We start from the raw sequence: 15,160 nt of genomic DNA, 5'->3' as shown, positions 1-15,160 counted from the left end.
TCGTCGTCCCTCTGTAACAGGCACGACGGCGGGCGGCGGCCCTGATGATTCAGGGACGGGCACCGACGCTCCGTCAGGGAACGGGGGCAGGGAGATGAAGCCCTTGCCCCCGTTCCTATGAACTCCCACTTTTACTGATTAACCGCGACTACCCCTCAACACCCTCTGGAAATGAGAATATGAGGCAAGATCGCGCACTGCTCCGACCGGGCCATCTGGCCGGGACACCTGGAATAAGGATGTGTTGCCATGCTGGATCTGATGCCTTCACTGGGCAGCTGGCGGCCTGCGGTCTCCGGCCAACTGTGTGCTGTGGCCACGATCGTAGGGACCGGCGGCTCGGTGCCGCGGCCTATGGGGACCTCCATGATGGTCTCCGAAAACGGTGAAATCCTGGGCAGCTTGTCCGGAGGTTGCGTGGAAGGCGCCGTGGTGGAGGCGGCCCTGGAAGCAATGCGCGACGGCGGCCCTCGCCTTGAATCCTTTGGCTACAGTTCCGAGGATGCGTTCGCCGTCGGACTAACCTGTGGAGGGGAACTGGAAGTCCACATCCAGCCGCTCCGGGCCGGATCACCTGAACTTTCTGTTTTTGCTGAAACCCAGCGTCCTGCAGCCCTGATCCGCCGCCTCGATGCCCACGGCGGAGTCATGGTGGTCCATGATCCCGTGCGGTTCCGGGCCATGGAATCCGAGGAACTGGCCAAGCTGCTGGGTGACCACCCCTCCACACTTTTCGCCGCCGCCGCCCAGGTTGAACCCCTGCTCCAAGGTGGCCGCGCCGGCTTGGTCCGCTTGGCCCCGCCCGAGGGTTGCATCGATGGCTGGGTCACCACTGAGAGGCTGGCTTTGCCCCCACAAGAGGAAACGCAGCCCGAGCCCATCACCTTGTTCGTGGAAAGCCGGTTGCCGGCAGCCCGGATGCTGATCTTCGGTGCCAACGACTTCGGAGCTGCCCTGCTCCCGGCCGGGCAACTCCTCGGCTACAACGTCGCGCTGTGCGACGCCCGGCCAGCTTTCGCGACGCAAAGCCGCTTCGCAGGCGCAGACCACGTGGTCACCGAGTGGCCGCATCGTTACCTGGAAGCCGAGGCAGCGGCGGGTCGCATCGATTCCCGCACTGTGGTGTGCGTCCTGACTCACGACCCCAAGTTCGACATCCCCTTGCTTGAGGGAGCCCTCCGGTTGAACCTGGCGTACGTCGGTGCGATGGGTTCCCGTCGCAGCCACCGCCAACGGATCGACGCCTTGCTCGAGGCAGGCACTCCACCGGAGTCCCTGGAACGGCTGCATTCACCCATCGGGTTGAACCTCGGCGCCGTGACCCCTGCCGAAGTGGCGGTTTCCATCACGGCAGAAATCATCGCTGAGCGTGGTGCTGGCCAGAAGACTTCCAAGGCACCCGGGTTCCCGTCGCTCAAGGACAGCACTGGCCCGATCCACCCGGCACCAACTCACACATCACCTCAACACCTCACTCAGGAGGACCCATGGACATGAACACCATCGAGGCTGTGGTCCCCACCACGGACCCGGCGCAATGGCGCGACGGCGATGCCTGGCTCGCCGGAGGCACTGTCCTTTTCTCCTACGGCAGCACCGTCCTCAAACGGCTCCTCGACCTCGGCAACGCAGAGTGGCCCGCCATCTCCATCTCAGACGAAGGCATCGAACTTGCCGCCACCTGCACCGTCGCCGAGCTCTACGCCCTGCCGCGGTCGGCGGAAACAGCAAACCGTGAATGGCCCGGATTGGCGCTGATCCGCCCGTGCTGCGACTCGTTCGTGGCCTCGTTCAAGATCTGGAACATGTCCACGGTGGGCGGCAACATTTGCACCGGCCTTCCGGCAGGACCCATGACTTCACTGTGCGCGGGACTTGACGGCGAAGCCACCATCCTCAGCCCGGACGGCACCTGCCGCAAGGTTCCGGTGGCCGACGTCGTCACCGGCGATATGCAGACGGTCCTGGCGCCGGGGGAGTTGCTCCGCAGCATCCACCTGCCCGCCAGCGCACTCTCCGCAAGGGTTGCCTTCCGGCGCTTGTCGCTCAGCAACCTGGGCCGCTCGGGCGTGCTGCTGATCGGGCGGCTCGACCCCGACGGCGGTTTGGTCATCACGGTGACAGCGTCCACCAAAAGGCCGGTGCAACTGAGGTTCCCCGCCGGGCAGGTTCCTGACGCCGGGACGCTGGCTGACGCCGTCGGCGATTCCATACCGTGGCCGCTGTACCACGACGACATCCACGGGCTGCCTGCATGGCGGCGCGACATGACCTTCAAGCTGGCCGAGGAAATCCGGGCCGAGCTGCTGGGCGAATCGATGACCGTTTCCGGCGATTTCTGGCCGCCGCACAACACCTCGCCCCAGCCGTCCACCCAGCCAGCCGTACCAAGCACCCAGCAGAAGGAGGCCCGCAATGGCAATTGAGATCAACGGTGCTGCCTCACAGGCCACACCCCGCCCAGGTCAATGCCTCCGCACTTTCCTTCGCGAGGAGGGCAACTTCGGCGTGAAGAAGGGCTGCGATGGCGGCGACTGCGGTGCCTGCACCGTGCACGTCGATGGCACCCCCGTCCACAGCTGCATCTACCCGGCAGTCCGCGCCGAAGGCAAAACGGTCACCACCATCGAGGGCCTGTCCAAGGATGGTGAACTACACCCTGTGCAGGAGCAGTTCCTTGAAGCCCAGGGCTTCCAATGCGGTTTCTGCACTGCGGGCATGATGATGACGGCCGCGACGTTCGACGACGAGCAACGCGCCAACCTGCCCCGCAACCTCAAGGGAAACCTTTGCCGCTGCACCGGCTACCGCTCCATCGCGGACGCGGTCTGCGGTCACAGCGGCGATCACGCTGGCGAACATCAGCACGACGCCGGAGCTGACGTTTCGGGAGCACATTCGGTGCCGGGGGCGCAGCCTCCCGCCGCTGTCCCAGCCACGCCCGGCCAGCTCGGGGACAACGTTCCCGCACCCGCCGGTCAAGCCGTGGTGACAGGAACCGCCCGCTATGCCTTGGATGTTCCGGCTGAACAACTCCCAGGGCTGCTGCACATGAAGCTCCTGCGTTCGCCGTATCCGCATGCCCGGATCGTGTCCATCGACAAGGCTCCGGCTTTGGCTGTTCCTGGCGTCGTCGCGGTTTTCACCCACGAAGACGCACCGCAGCTGCTGTTTTCCAGTGCCCAACACGAAAATTACACCGACGACCCGGACGACTCGCGCGTTCTGGACAACGTGGTGCGGTTCATTGGGCAACGGGTTGCCGCTGTCGTAGCCGAATCCGTGGGCGCTGCCGAGGCCGGGGCCCGGGCACTGGCGGTGCAGTACGAACTCCTGGAGCCGGTGTTCACTCCACAGGAGGCCATCCTCCCCGGAGCCCCGGCGATTCATGGGGAAAAGGATGGCGTTTTCTCGCGGATCTCCCGCCCGCTCCAGAATGTGGTGGCCGAGGTCCATGCCGAACTGGGCAGCGTGGCCGACGGCTTTGCGGCCGCCGACTTCATTCACGAGCACACGTACCAGACGCAGCGTGTGCAGCACGTGGCGATGGAAACCCACGCGTCCATCGCCTGGTTGGATAACGACGGCCGCTTGATGATCCGTTCCTCCACCCAGGTGCCATTCCTGGTGAAGCGGACGCTGAGCCGGGTGTTCAACCTGGCACCTGAGAGTATCCGGGTAGTGGCCGGACGGGTGGGCGGTGGCTTCGGCGGAAAGCAGGAAGTCCTCACTGAAGACCTGGTGGCCCTCGCAGCCCTTGCACTGCGGAGGCCCGTGCAGCTGGAATTCACCCGTACCGAGCAGTTCACGGCGACCACCACCCGGCACCCCTTCACCATCCACCTCAAGGCCGGCGCCAGCCGCGATGGGTCGCTCACTGCGCTGCAGTTGAACGTCCTCACCAACACCGGCGCCTACGGAAACCATGCTCCCGGCGTCATGTTCCACGGCTGTGGAGAGTCTTTGGCGGTCTACAAGTGCGTGAACAAGAAAGTGGATGCCCACGCCGTGTACACCAACACCGTCCCCGCGGGTGCTTTCCGGGGTTATGGGTTGAGCCAGATGATCTTCGCAATCGAGTCGGCCATTGACGAACTCGCCATCGGCATTGGCATGGATCCGCTCGAGTTCCGGCTCAAGAACATGGTCCGGCCAGGCGATCACATGCTCTCCACAACACCGGAGCCCGAGGAAGACGTCCACTACGGAAGCTATGGCCTGGACCAGTGCGTTTCCTTGGTGCGGGACGCTCTGGACCGCGGCAAGGAACGCTACCGGGCGGCCGGTCTGGATGACCTCGGGCCGGACTGGGTGGTCGGGGAAGGTTCAGCCCTCTCCATGATCGACACCGTCCCGCCCCGCGGCCACTTCGCCCACACCCGGGTGAGCTTGGAAGCGAACGGTAGGTTCGCCGTCGACGTCGGTACTGCGGAATTCGGGAACGGCACCACAACCGTCCATGCCCAACTGGCTGCCACGGCCTTGGCTACGACGGCGTCCAAAGTGACGGTGCGGCAGTCCGATACCGACCTCGTGGAGCATGACACCGGCGCGTTCGGTTCGGCCGGAACCGTGGTGGCCGGAAAGGCGACATTGGGTGCGGCGCTGGAACTCGCCACCCGAATTCAGACGGTCGCGGCATCACTGACCGGAGCCGCCCTGACTGATTGCCGCTTGGTGGACGGCGCCGTTGAATGCGGAGATCGCACGGTACCGCTGACGGAAATCGTCGACGCCGCCCGGTTGCAGGGCGTTCGGCTCGCCACGGATGGCAACTGGGGAGGGACGCCGCGCTCGGTGGCGTTCAACGTTCACGGCTTCCGGGTTGCTGTTAATACGGGAACCGGTGAGCTGCGGATCCTGCAGAGTGTCCAGGCAGCCGACGCCGGTGTGGTGGTGAATCCGCGGCAGTGTCGTGGCCAGATCGAGGGCGGCATTGCGCAGGCCCTGGGTGCGGTGCTTTACGAGGAAGTGAAAGTGGACGACGCCGGACGGGTCACCACGGACATCCTGCGGCAGTACCACATTCCGTCGTTTGCGGACGTGCCCCGGAGCGAGGTCTATTTCGCCACCACCAACGACTCCACAGGCCCTCTCGGCGCCAAGTCCATGAGCGAGAGTCCGTTCAATCCAGTGGCTCCCGCCTTGGCCAACGCGATCCGGAACGCCACCGGGATCCGCTTCGGCGAGCTGCCCATCGCGCGGGACAAGATCTACTTGGCGCTCCGCGACCGCACCACTGCACCCGTCTAACCCAACCCAGCTGAGTCGCAGTTGAGGTCGTTCTGAGCGTTCAAAACGACCACAACTGCTCCTTACTTGGGGGAGACGGCGAGCTCCATGAACACGCTGTCCGGGTCCAGGGTGTAATCCCCGAAGGGCGGGCACTCCGTGAATCCGTGCCGGGCATACAGACGACGGGCTGGGGCGAAGTAGTCCTCGGTTCCCGTTTCCAGGCTCACGCGCCCGTAACCCAAGCGGGCAGCTTCGGCCACGATGTGTTCCAGCATTTGGGTGGCCACTCCGCGTCCGCGGGCGATGGACGTCGTGCGCATTGACTTGATCTCTGCATGCCCGGGTGACAGCACCTTCAGCGCTCCGCACCCCAGCAGGGTGCCGTCCTCGCGGGCTGTCCAGAACGTAACCGACTCGTGCTTCAACGCCGAGTGGTCCAGTGCATGAACGCTTTCCGCAGGAGACGTGGCGAACATATCGGCCAGGTGCTCGCTGAGGAGCTGGTGGACATCCGGTCGTGCGGGATCATCAATTGCGATGCGGATCATGTCCCTAAATTTACCCGCCGCTACCTGTCCAGCCCGCCGCTACCCGCCGCTACCCGTCCAACAGATGCAGCTGGTCCTTCGTGTCCAGGTCCTCGCCGGAGCACAGGTCGCTGCAGTCCACCAAGTCGACGAGTCCCGGATGCGCCTTCAGGAACGAACGCGCCCCCGTGTCGCCATTAGCGGCTGCCGCCGCTTCGGAGCGGAGTCCGACGTCGAAAATCACCGGGTGCCGACGCTTCAGGTGGCCGGACTCGTCCGGGTAGGCGGCTGCGGTGACCCTGCCGGGACGGTGGCTGCCCAGCAACCTGCTCACCGCCGTCGGGGTTAATCCGGGCTGGTCCACCAACGCCACCATGATGCTGTTGCCTGCCGTGGCCGCGTCAATGCCGGCGCGGAAGGAGCCGGCCATCCCCTTGGCCCAATTCTCGTTCTCAACCACCACGTACGAACCCAAATCCGTGCTTCGCCGGACATGGTCGGCCTCAGCGCCGAGCACCACCACAACCTCGCGGCACCCGCCGTCGAACAGTGTGTCGGCGAGTACCTCCACCAGTGTCCTGCCCCGGAAGGGGAGCAGCGCCTTGGGGCCGCGACCCAGCCGCGTTCCGGCGCCTGCAGCGAGGAGCACGCCCGTGGTGGGGGCCGTGCCGGTGTCAGTCATATCCTCACGATACGCGCGGGGCTGCATGCGGTCTCTAGCTCCTTGGGTTCTTTCCAAGAGATCTACCAATATCGGTTGTAAATTACCGATCAGTAGGGCTTTTGGCGGTCTGAAATGGCCGATATGGTCGATGAGGGTTATGAAGTCAGCTCGGATACGCAATGACGCGTGAAAGAACAGGGGAAAATGGCTGGCAGTTTTGAAATTCTCAAAGCAGGAACCAACTCATTCCGGTTCCGGCTCACCGCGGAGGATGGAACCGTTGTGGCAGTGTCGCCACAGTTCCCGAACCTGAAGGCGGTAGTGGCAGGTATCAACGCCGTTCGCGAGAACGCGGCAACCGGCTTCGTGGTCGATAGAAGGAACCTGGGCACCTAGGCCCGGTTCAACGAAACCCGCAAAACGACAATGGCGGCAGCGTTCTCCACGAACGCTGCCGCCAATTTGTCGTGCGGGTTGTTAGGCGTCGCCGCCTGCTCCGCCAGTGGTGCCCGCGTTGACGTCCAGCAGTTTGTAGCGGTCAATGGCGTACGACGGCGCGCCCTCCTCCACTTCACCCCTCGCCGCCAGGAGTTGGAGGGTTTTGGCGACGATGGAGTGGGTGTCGTTTTTGAAGTAGCGGCGTGCGGCTTGGCGGGTGTCGGAGAAGCCGAAGCCGTCTGCTCCGAGGGAGGCGAAGTCGTTGGGGATGAATTGGCGGATTTGGTCGGGGACGGCTTTCATGTAGTCGGACACGGCGATGACCGGTCCGGTGGTGCCGGCGAGTTGTTCGGTGATGAACGGGGTGCGGGCGGGTTGGCCGGGGTTGAGGAAGGCGTGTTCTTCGGCGGCGAGTCCGTCGCGTCTGAGTTCGTTCCAGGAGGTTACGGAGAAGACGTTGGCGGCGACTCCCCAGTCTTCGGCGAGGATCCGTTGGGCTTCGAGGGCCCAGGGGACGGAGACGCCGGAGGCGAGGATGTTCGCGGTGGGGCGGTTGTTCTGTCCTGCGGGGGCTTCGGCGAGGTGGTAGATGCCTTTGAGGAGCCCGTTGATGTCGAGGTTTTCGGGTTCGGCGGGTTGGGTGATGGGTTCGTTGTAGACGGTGAGGTAGTACATCACGTTTTTGTCGTCACTGTTGTCGCCGTACATTTCTTCGAGGCCGTGGCGGATGATGTGGCCGATTTCGTAGCCGTAGGCGGGGTCGTAGGTTTTCACGGCGGGGTTGGTGGAGGCCAGGAGGGGGGAGTGCCCGTCGGCGTGTTGGAGTCCTTCGCCGGTGAGGGTGGTTCGTCCTGCGGTGGCGCCGATGATGAAGCCGCGGGTCATTTGGTCCGCGGCGGCCCAGAAGGAGTCGCCGGTGCGTTGGAAGCCGAACATGGAGTAGAACACGTAGATCGGGACCAGTGGTTCGCCGTGGGTGGCGTACGCGGTGCCGGCGGCGGTGAACGCTGCGACGGCGCCGGCTTCGTTGATGCCGGGGTGGATCAGTTGGCCTGCGGGTGATTCTTTGTAGGCCAGGACGAGGTCGCGGTCCACGGAGAGGTAGTTCTGGCCTTTGGGGTTGTAGATTTTCGCGGTCGGGAAGAACGCGTCCATGCCGAAGGTCCGGGATTCGTCGGGGACGACGGGCACGAACCGGGCGCCGAAGTTTTTGTCGCGCATGAGGTCTTTGAGGAGCCGGACGAAGGCCATGGTGGTGGCGGCTTGTTGTTTCCCGGACCCGCGTTTGGCCACTTCGTAGGATTTGGGCTCCGGGAGGGTCACGGGGGTGTGGGTGCGGCGTCGTTCGGGCACGAACCCGCCGAGCTCGGCACGGCGTTCCATCATGTATTTGATTTCCGGGGCGTCCATGCCGGGGTGGTAGTACGGGGGCCGGTAGAGGTCGGCGTCGAGTTGGTCATCGCTGATGGGGATGCGGAGGTGGTCACGGAAGGCTTTGAGGTCTTCCATGGTCAGTTTCTTCATCTGGTGGGTGGCGTTGCGGCCTTCGAAGTGCGGGCCCAGGCCGTAGCCCTTGACCGTTTTGGCCAGGATCACGGTGGGTTTGCCCTTGAACTCGGTCGCTGCCTTGTACGCGGCGTAGACCTTGCGGTAGTCGTGGCCGCCGCGTTTGAGGCCCCAGATCTGTTCGTCGTCCAGGTCCGCGACCATGTCCTTGGTCTGCGGGGACTTGCCGAAGAAGTGTTCCCGGACGAACCCGCCGGACTCGGCCTTGTAGGTCTGGTAGTCACCATCGGGGGTTTCGTTCATGATCTTCACCAACGCCCCGTCCTTATCCGCTTCCAGGAGGGAGTCCCACTCACGGCCCCAGACGACCTTGATCACGTTCCAGCCCGCACCGCGGAAGAACGCCTCGAGCTCCTGCATGATCTTGCCGTTACCGCGGACCGGTCCGTCCAGGCGCTGGAGGTTGCAGTTGATCACGAAGTTCAGGTTGTCCAGGTTCTCGTTCGCGGCGAGCTGGAGCAAGCCACGGGACTCGGGCTCGTCCATTTCCCCGTCGCCCAGGAACGCCCAGACCTGCTGGTCGGAGGTGTCCTTGATGCCACGGTTCTGCAGGTACCGGTTGGACTGGGCCTGGTAGATCGCGTTCATCGGGCCGATACCCATCGACACGGTCGGGAACTCCCAGAAATCCGGCATCAGACGCGGGTGCGGGTACGAAGACAGGGCATGACCGGCCTTGGACTTTTCCTGACGGAACCCGTCCAGATCCTCTTCCGTGAGGCGGCCTTCCATGAACGCCCTGGCGTACATGCCCGGCGAGGCATGGCCCTGGAAGAACACCTGATCCCCACCCGAGGGGTGGTCCTTGCCGCGGAAGAAGTGGTTGAAACCCACCTCATACAACGTCGCAGCACCGGCATAGGTGGAAATATGCCCGCCGACACCGATATCGGAACGCTGCGCACGGTGAACCATCACCGCGGCGTTCCACCGCATGTACGCCCGGTACCGGCGCTCGAACTCCTCGTTCCCCGGGAACCGGGCCTCCTGGTCCACCGGGATCGTGTTCACATAATCAGTGGTCGTCACCATCGGCACACCCACCGACCTGGCACCGGCACGCTGCAACAACGAACGCATAATGTACTGGGCACGCTCGGTACCCTGCTCCGCGATCAACGCATCAAGGGACTCAATCCACTCCGCGGTCTCTTCCGGATCACGATCAGGCAGCTGGGCAGTCAACCCGCTGAGGATGTGTGAGGTCTCTTCTCCTGCAGCCACGTCCAACCTTCCTTTAGGCGCATGCATCGGCGCCTCAAGTCCGGCAGGGTAACTGCCCGTCGTGAACGCGTCGTGTGCGACATCTCTGTTTCAACAGCCCGGTCGGATGCGCCGGGCAGGTCTTGTGAGCGCTTGGCTGCGTATGGAACTTGTCGGGGCGGTCGCCCTGCAGCCGTAGCGCTCATGGCCACTCTAGCTTTCGCGGCGTCGCGATGCGTAGCTGTGGGCACCCGGGGGCGTTGTATGTCACACTCCCGCGGCCTCCGTGACGCAAAGCACGCAATCCTCCTGGCGTCGAAACACCGTGTGGAATGCGGAATATGGCCGCTGGCTGGGACAATAGCTTGAAGCACACGCCCAAAGGGTGTTGGCTGTTAGTAATGGAAGTCACTGCAAAAGGAGGAAACGTGAGCGAGGCCGACGCCGCCACATCGGTAAATGTGGCGGAAAGAATGGGTTTCAAAGATGGGGATCTGATTCAGGAACGCGGCTACGACGACGACGTCGATTTCGACTTGCGTGACGACATCGAAGATGTCACAGGCTCCGAGTTGTTGGATGAAGATGATCATGACGTCGTGGATGCTGTTGTTTTCTGGTGGCGGGATGGCGACGGTGACCTTGTTGATGCCCTCATGGATTCGCTTACCAACCTGAAGGAAGGCGGGGTTGTCTGGGTACTGACCCCTAAGTCAGGCCGTGACAACTACGTTTCTCCTGCGGACATCCAGGATGCCGCCCCCACTTCAGGACTACACCTGACCACATCGGCAGGGGTTTCGAAGGACTGGAGCGCCACGCGTTTGGTGCCCAAGAAGAACAAGTGACGGCAGTCCAACAAGCCCCGGCCCAGGTGCTCGTTCCTGAAGCGGGGCAGCTTGCACCGGATTTTGAACTGCTGAATCAGTACGGCGAGCCCGTCCGTTTGGCGGACTATCGGGGCCGCAACGTTGTTGTCGTGTTCTTTCCCTTTGCTTTTTCCGGCATTTGTACCGGCGAACTCTGTGAGATTCGCGACAACATCGCCGCCTTCAAGGATTCGAATGCCACGGTACTGGCGGTGTCCGTCGACAGTAAGTTCGTACAGCGGGCCTATGCCGAGCAGGAGAACTTTGGCTTTGACCTCTTGGCGGACTTCTGGCCCCATGGAGCCGTGGCACGGAACTACGGAGTCTTTGATGAAGCGAGTGGAATGGCCTTAAGGGGGACGTTCATCATCGATGCTGCAGGCATTATCCGTTACGTCGTTGTCAATCCCCGGGGCCAAGCAAGGGACTTTGCCGAGTATCGCCGGGCGTTGTCGTCATTGGCGGTTCAGCAGTCATGAACCATCCCAGGCCCGGAATTGGCATGACTGGATTTGCCAGCATGCCATCCGCGCCGGCAGCGCAACTGGACCCCGAGGAGTTGCAAGCACTCGAGGTTGCCGTTGATCTCATCAGCGGGAAGCGCTTGGCTGTACTCACCGGCGCCGGGTTGAGTACCGATTCAGGGATTCCTGATTACCGTGGGCCGGGTTCTTCGCCCCGCAACCCCATGACCTACCAGGAATTCGTGGGAAGTGAGGCAAACCGGCGGCGCTACTGGGCGCGGAACCACATCGGTTGGTCCCACCTCAGGCATGCCGATCCAAACGCCGGCCATGTGGCAATCGCGGTTCTGGAACGTCGTGGCCTTTTGTCCGGCCTTATTACACAAAATGTTGACAGGCTCCATGAGGACGCCGGAAGCATCAATGTGGTGGACCTGCACGGCCGCTTCGACCAAGTAGTTTGCCTCAGCAATGGACACACCTTCACCAGGCGCTTGATTGCGGCGATCCTTGAAGAAATCAATCCTGGTTTCTTGGAGGCGGCGCTGGAGTCCGGAGTGGTAGAGATGGCTCCGGACGCTGATGCAACAGTAGAGGACCACCAGCTCATCACCTCGTTCGTGATGGCGGTTTGTCCCGTTTGTGGTGGGACGTTGAAGCCGGACTTTGTCTACTTCGGCGAGAATGTCCCCAAGGATAGGGTGGCCCGCGCCTACGAGATGGTGGATAACGCGGATGCCCTCTTGGTTGCGGGATCGTCGTTGACGGTTCAGAGCGGACTGCGGTTCGTGCGCCACTCAGCAAAAGCGGGGAAGCCGGTGGTCATCATCAACCGGGGAACTACCCGGGGGGATGAGTTCGCAGAGCTGAAACTGGAGCTCGGAGTCAGCGGTGCTTTGGACTATCTTGCACGCACTTTGCCGGATCTTCCGGAGGCTTTTCCGCCGATTGGTGTTTCAGGCGGTTGATCATGTAGAGTCATTGTTCGTTGGTTGAAGCGCCGAGGAAGTTACAAAGCGTGGAAGCAGCAATTTGGGTCTTTAGCTCAGCTGGTAGAGCGCCACGTTTACACCGTGGATGTCATCGGTTCGATCCCGGTAGGACCCACCAGCAAAACCCCGTCATTCGAGTCGCAAGGCTTGGAAGGCGGGGTTTTTTTGTGTCCCGTTTTCGTCCGATGCTCTTTCTTGTCAGACCCTCATCCTACGGTTTCTTCCATGGAGCACGTACACATCCTCACAGTTGAGCCAGGCGCCCCGGCGGTCATCATGAGGGGCGGCCGGGAGTGGCGCATGGTGGTGGAACCGGTCCGGTGGTTTGAGCGGGTTGCATGGTGGGAGCAGTCCCGGAGGATGCCCAGGGGGCAGGGGCGGGTCGATGTTGAAGTCTGGCAGGTCCAAGTCCGTCCAGGGAACAACCCACGGTCCGGCATCGCTACCTGGGAACTGGTGAGGGACGGAACTGGTGGGGGCTGGTGCCTCCGGGGCGAGGATCTCGCTGCTGCTTAGGCTGATGCCGGAAATGGATGAGCTCTCCACCACGACTATTGGGGGATGCCGCGGTGGAGAGCTCGAAAATGAATATACAGCGAACTTTTGGGTTTGGAAAGTACGGTCTCACCGGAGGTGCAGTGCGGTGCGCGACTCACCCTGCTGAGGCATCAGCGTTCCATTATGATGAGTAGTGTTCAGCAGAATGAACAGTCGAATTGCGATGTCGAAGGAGAATCATGGCCGATTCCCGCACCTCCCGTCCCGAAGGGCTGGGCGCTTCGTCGCCGGCGCCTGCTGTCACGCGCGCTGCAGCCGTGTTGGAGGTGCTGGCTGAATCACCGACGGGTCGTCTGACGCTGAGCGATCTCTCGCGTGAACTCGGAATTCCCAAGTCCTCGACGTCCAACCTGCTATTGGCGCTGGAAGAAGCACGGCTCATAACCCGCCAAGGTGCCGACTTCGCCTTGGGGAGGAAGCTCGTTGAACTGGGAGCTGCATATCTCAGTCGCCTGGATGAGGTGCAAGAGTTCTACAAGTACTGCGAGCAAGCGCCCACGCTCTCCGGAGAGACTGTGAGAATCGCGATGCTCGACGGCGACCATGTCATCTATTTGGCGCGGTATGAGGGCCATCCAGCGGTCAGGCTGACGTCCAACATCGGTGACAAGATGCCTGTCTCGCTCTGCAGTGTCGGCAAGGCCCTGATTGCCCAGTTGCACGATCACGACATCGACGCAATGTTCCCGGATGGCATGGAGTTGCCCACCATGACCCCAAACTCCCTCAAGACAGCCGCGGAACTCAAGGCCCAGATTTCCACCATCCGCAAACAGGGGTACGCCTTCGAGGATGAAGAGTCCACGGTTGGTGTGGTCTGCCTTGCCGTGCCGGTCCCTACCCATGGAGCCCATGGCCCTAGCCTCGGCCTATCTGTGACCGCGCTGAAGGCTACTTACTCTGAGGAGCAGGGCGCCCTTATGGTCAAGGAACTCAAGGAGCTGGCACGGTCCTTGGGTAACCCTATGGGGTAGGGCAACCCGCCGGACGCAAATAAATCTGATTACAACCTTGGCAGCGCGTTCACCAAGCTGTACGCTGTTCATCATAGTGATCTTGGCGGTGATGCCATCACTATCTCACTGGGCCAACGGGGGCCCGGGGTGATTTTGAGGGAGTGCTTGTGATAACTCGTGCAAATGAAAAGCTCGCAGCCGGGACAGAGGACGCTGTCGTTGAACCGGAACAACTCCGGCGGGCTACGCTGGCCAGCTCTGTAGGTTCAGCGCTGGAGTACTACGACTTCTACATTTACGGCTTGGCTTCGGCTCTGATCTTCGGTCCGCTGTTCTTTTCACCGCTCGGCCCCGACGGTGCGTTGATTGCGTCCTTTGCCACCTATGGCGTCGGCTTCGCCGCGCGGCCATTCGGCGGCTTGATCTTCGGCTACATCGGGGACAGGTTCGGGAGGAAGATGGTCCTCATCCTGACCATTGCGCTGATGGGAACAGCAAGTTTTGCCATTGGCCTTCTCCCCACCTTCGAACAAGCAGGAATGCTCGGCGCCGTACTGCTGGTTACGCTGCGGATCATCCAGGGACTCGGCGCCGGCGCCGAGCAGGCTGGCGCCACGACCCTGATTTCGGAAGTGGCTCCGCGCCGCCGTCGTGGGTTCTTCGCTTCATTGCCGTTTGTCGGCATTCAGTTAGGCACGCTCCTCGGCGCGGGAACCTTCGCGCTCATCGCCATGGCGGACAAGTCGGTCCTTCAAGGGTGGCTGTGGCGCGTACCATTCCTGGCCAGTTTCATTCTGATCGCTGTGGCTATCTTCATCCGCCTCAAGCTCAAGGAAACTCCCGCGTTCCAGGAGTTGGAGAAGCACAAGAACGTTGTCAAGAACCCCATTGGCGCTCTCTGGAAGCACTCCAAAAAGAACGTGCTGCTCGGCATCGGCCTCCGCATGGGCGAGAACGGCAACTCTTCGATCTACTCCGCACTGTTGGTGTCCTTCATGAGCATGCCGGCGGGCGTCTTCGCTGGTAACAACTCCATCGGTCCTGTGGGCTTGTTGATCGCCGCCGGGTTCGCCGCCGTTATGGTGGTCACCTTCGGTGCGTTGTCAGACAGGTTCGGCCGTGTCCCCGTCTACCGCTACGGCGCACTTTTTCAGGCAATCATCGCGGTTCCTGCCTTCTACTTGGTCACCTTGGGCAACGTCACGTTGGTGTGGGTTGTCATGGCGGTAGGCATTGCAATCGGCGTTCAGTCGATGCTGGGCCCGCAGTGCCCGCTTTTGCCCGAACTGTTCGGATCCCAGTACCGCTTCACCGGCGTGGCCATGAGTCGCGAGATCTCAGCGGTTCTGGCTGGCGGTCTTGCGCCGCTGCTCGGAGCGCTTATGTTGGCCGCCACCAACCACTCATGGTTGGTCCTGGCCATCTACTCCCTGGTCCTGGCGCTCATCTCGTTCGTGACCACGTTCTTTACCCCTGAGACGGCGGGCAGGGATCTCGTCAGTACCGAGGACGCAAAGTAGCTCCCACAGAAGCACCTGCACAAGGATTGCACAGCCACTGATCAGCGCGGCACCCTCGTTCCAGAGGGTGCCGCGCTGCTTTACGTCTGAACACAAAATGAGTCGCTCAGAGTGTGGTGGAAATTCGCGGGTGGCAGTGCAGAATTGGTGCAGCGAAAGAGGAGTGTG

General features: G+C 62.3%; 13 protein-coding genes and 1 tRNA gene. 11 read left to right on the top strand and 3 right to left on the bottom strand.

Features of this window, described 5'->3' with window-relative positions:
* The first annotated feature begins 249 nt into the window (after positions 1 to 249).
* The 3 genes from A477_RS0120030 to A477_RS0120020 are packed head-to-tail and all read left to right on the top strand — an operon-like array spanning position 250 to position 5,253.
* A complete protein-coding gene (locus A477_RS0120030; RefSeq protein ID WP_017200637.1) occupies positions 250 to 1,497 on the top strand; it encodes an XdhC family protein in 1,248 nt (415 codons plus the stop codon).
* Positions 1,488 to 2,426, top strand: coding sequence for an FAD binding domain-containing protein (locus A477_RS0120025; protein WP_017200636.1), 939 nt, complete (start codon positions 1,488 to 1,490; stop codon positions 2,424 to 2,426). The genes A477_RS0120030 and A477_RS0120025 overlap by 10 nt, the downstream gene beginning before the upstream one ends.
* A complete protein-coding gene (locus A477_RS0120020; protein ID WP_017200635.1) occupies positions 2,416 to 5,253 on the top strand; it encodes a molybdopterin-dependent oxidoreductase in 2,838 nt (945 codons plus the stop codon). Before A477_RS0120025 ends, A477_RS0120020 begins: the two co-directional genes overlap by 11 nt.
* Before the next feature lie 62 nt (positions 5,254 to 5,315).
* On the opposite strand, the gene A477_RS0120015 is transcribed toward A477_RS0120020, so the two are convergent.
* Both A477_RS0120015 and nboR read right to left on the bottom strand, forming a co-directional pair.
* Entirely contained in the window at positions 5,316 to 5,783 is a 468-nt protein-coding gene (locus A477_RS0120015) for a GNAT family N-acetyltransferase (protein ID WP_017200634.1), read from the bottom strand.
* A gap of 49 nt (positions 5,784 to 5,832) precedes the next feature.
* Entirely contained in the window at positions 5,833 to 6,471 is a 639-nt protein-coding gene (nboR, locus tag A477_RS0120010) for a nicotine blue oxidoreductase (protein ID WP_017200633.1), read from the bottom strand.
* A gap of 159 nt (positions 6,472 to 6,630) precedes the next feature.
* Between nboR and A477_RS0120005 the strand changes: the two genes are divergently transcribed.
* Positions 6,631 to 6,822 carry a YegP family protein gene (locus A477_RS0120005; RefSeq protein WP_044569301.1) on the top strand — a complete coding sequence of 64 codons (192 nt, stop codon included), beginning with the start codon at positions 6,631 to 6,633 and terminating at the stop codon, positions 6,820 to 6,822.
* 81 nt (positions 6,823 to 6,903) lie between these two features.
* Here A477_RS0120005 and aceE read toward each other — a convergent pair whose 3' ends face one another.
* The gene (aceE, locus tag A477_RS0120000; protein ID WP_017200631.1) at positions 6,904 to 9,681 is read right to left on the bottom strand and encodes a pyruvate dehydrogenase (acetyl-transferring), homodimeric type; all 2,778 of its coding nucleotides are present in this window, start codon (positions 9,679 to 9,681) and stop codon (positions 6,904 to 6,906) included.
* Positions 9,682 to 10,061: 380 nt separating this feature from the next.
* On the opposite strand from aceE, the gene A477_RS0119995 reads away from it, so the two are divergent.
* The 7 genes from A477_RS0119995 to A477_RS0119965 all read left to right on the top strand — a co-directional run bounded on the left by A477_RS0119995 (position 10,062) and on the right by A477_RS0119965 (position 14,992).
* On the top strand, positions 10,062 to 10,481 hold the full coding sequence (locus tag A477_RS0119995; protein WP_026005795.1) for a DUF3052 domain-containing protein: 420 nt from the start codon (positions 10,062 to 10,064) through the stop codon (positions 10,479 to 10,481).
* A complete protein-coding gene (locus A477_RS0119990; RefSeq protein ID WP_017200630.1) occupies positions 10,478 to 10,981 on the top strand; it encodes a peroxiredoxin in 504 nt (167 codons plus the stop codon). Before A477_RS0119995 ends, A477_RS0119990 begins: the two co-directional genes overlap by 4 nt.
* Positions 10,978 to 11,934, top strand: coding sequence for an NAD-dependent protein deacetylase (locus tag A477_RS0119985; protein ID WP_017200629.1), 957 nt, complete (start codon positions 10,978 to 10,980; stop codon positions 11,932 to 11,934). Before A477_RS0119990 ends, A477_RS0119985 begins: the two co-directional genes overlap by 4 nt.
* A gap of 66 nt (positions 11,935 to 12,000) precedes the next feature.
* Positions 12,001 to 12,076, top strand: a tRNA-Val gene (locus A477_RS0119980).
* Between the two features lie 107 nt (positions 12,077 to 12,183).
* On the top strand, positions 12,184 to 12,474 hold the full coding sequence (locus A477_RS0119975) for a hypothetical protein (protein WP_017200628.1): 291 nt from the start codon (positions 12,184 to 12,186) through the stop codon (positions 12,472 to 12,474).
* Between the two features lie 221 nt (positions 12,475 to 12,695).
* Positions 12,696 to 13,490: an IclR family transcriptional regulator gene (locus tag A477_RS0119970; RefSeq protein WP_017200627.1), complete on the top strand. Its 795-nt coding sequence runs from the start codon at positions 12,696 to 12,698 to the stop codon at positions 13,488 to 13,490.
* Between the two features lie 143 nt (positions 13,491 to 13,633).
* Complete coding sequence (locus A477_RS0119965; RefSeq protein WP_020372857.1) at positions 13,634 to 14,992, top strand: MFS transporter; 1,359 nt, start codon at positions 13,634 to 13,636, stop codon at positions 14,990 to 14,992.
* Positions 14,993 to 15,160 lie beyond the last annotated feature (168 nt).

Source organism: Arthrobacter sp. M2012083 (assembly GCF_000281065.1).
Classification (GTDB): Bacteria; Actinomycetota; Actinomycetes; order Actinomycetales; family Micrococcaceae; genus Arthrobacter.
This window is presented reverse-complemented; position numbering and strand designations above follow the sequence as displayed.